The 1,181-nt window shown below is 35.7% G+C and carries 1 protein-coding gene; it reads left to right on the forward strand.

Going from position 1 to position 1,181, the window contains the following annotated elements; all coding sequences use genetic code 11:
• Positions 1 to 72: 72 nt before the first annotated feature.
• Positions 73 to 1,163 (forward strand): IS4-like element ISAba1 family transposase gene (locus tag FTU54_RS15110; protein WP_085940648.1). Its coding sequence is split into 2 segments (ribosomal slippage): positions 73 to 613 and positions 613 to 1,163, totalling 1,092 coding nucleotides; the frame shifts between segments, so codons are not numbered across the junction.
• The last annotated feature ends 18 nt before the right edge of the window (positions 1,164 to 1,181 follow it).

Genomic DNA, 1,181 nt, shown 5'->3' on the forward strand with positions numbered 1-1,181 from the left:
TCTCTGTACACGACAAAAATAGATAACTCATTGAAATAATGTCACAATAATTGTTTTCTAACGACGAATACTATGACACATCTCAATGAGTTATATCTTATCTTAAACAAATCTCTAAAATGGAACAAGTCACATTTAAAGTGCTTTGCGCTCATCATGCTTGTGATTATTTTAAAGCAAACATGTAATCTTTCTTCTGCATCTAAAGCCTTGCCCATCAAGTGTTTACCACAATCATTTTATCGACGTATGCAGCGCTTCTTTGCAGGTCAGTATTTTGATTATCGTCAAATTTCTCAGTTGATTTTCAATATGTTTTCATTCGACCAAGTGCAACTGACTTTAGATAGAACCAATTGGAAATGGGGAAAACGAAATATTAATATCCTGATGCTCGCAATCGTTTATCGTGGAATAGCGATACCTATCCTTTGGACATTGCTTAATAAACGTGGAAATTCAGATACGAAAGAGCGTATTGCTTTGATTCAACGCTTTATAGCCATTTTTGGTAAAGACCGTATTGTGAATGTGTTCGCAGACAGAGAGTTTATCGGTGAGCAGTGGTTTACATGGTTAATTGAACAAGACATCAACTTCTGCATTCGTGTTAAAAAAACTTCATTGTCACCAATCATTTAGGAAAGAATCATAAAATTAGTGATTTATTTCGCCATCTTAAAGTTGGTCAAATTGAATGTCGTAAACGACGGATTTTGGTTGGTCGGGTGAAACTATATATAAGTGCACTACAGTTAGAAAATGGAGAGCTTTTACTCGTCGTTTCTCCTCAGTTTAATGCCAATGCTATTCAGGATTATGCATTACGCTGGGAAATTGAAACCTTATTCAGTTGTCTCAAAGGACGCGGGTTTAATCTTGAAAATACGCGCTTGACAGACCCTAGACGAGTGAAAAAATTGATTGCGGTGTTAGCTATAAGCTTCTGTTGGTGTTACTTAACGGGTGAATGGCAACATAATCAAAAAAAAGCGATAAAAATAAAGAAGCATGGACGACTCTCAATGAGTTTATTTCGCTATGGTTTAGACTATGTTCAAATGGCGATTCAGCGTTTAATTGGTTTTGGGAAAAAAGAAGAGTTTAAGGAAATTTTGGCAATTTTAAGAAAGCAGAATCCTGATAGGATAAGGGTTCTGTGAAATTTGTCGTGTACAGAG

It is taken from the genome of Acinetobacter sp. YH12116 (genome assembly GCF_013418895.1).
Taxonomy (GTDB): Bacteria; Pseudomonadota; Gammaproteobacteria; order Pseudomonadales; family Moraxellaceae; genus Acinetobacter; species Acinetobacter indicus.